This is a genomic window from Sedimentibacter sp. B4 (assembly GCF_000309315.1).
Classification (GTDB): Bacteria; Bacillota; Clostridia; order Tissierellales; family Sedimentibacteraceae; genus Sedimentibacter; species Sedimentibacter saalensis.
Genome location: NZ_CANG01000657.1, coordinates 1 through 240, shown reverse-complemented (window position 1 = coordinate 240; position 240 = coordinate 1). Strand labels below are relative to the sequence as shown.

Below are 240 nucleotides of genomic sequence, written 5' to 3'. Positions count from 1 at the left end.
CGCGACAGCACCGGCGCGTCCGCTACCGCTCGTTCGCCGACCTGCTGCAGGCCCAACCGGGGATCATGGCCCGGGAGGACGCACAATCGGCTGAGATCGAAGCCCAACATTCCGGCAAGGACGGGCAAGCTGTCGATGCTGCGTTCGCCGCGCTCGAGTCCGGGGCGGACGCGGCCAACCCCGACCACCTCGAAACCCTGAACTGCCTGGACGATCCCGATGCTTGGTTCGACCGGATCG

At 67.9% G+C, this 240-nt stretch carries 1 protein-coding gene; it reads left to right on the top strand.

Translation table 11 applies throughout. From position 1 onward, the window contains the following. Nucleotides 1-240 (top strand): hypothetical protein (locus BN358_RS26765; protein WP_198018463.1); only part of this gene is annotated, 240 nt, incomplete at both ends.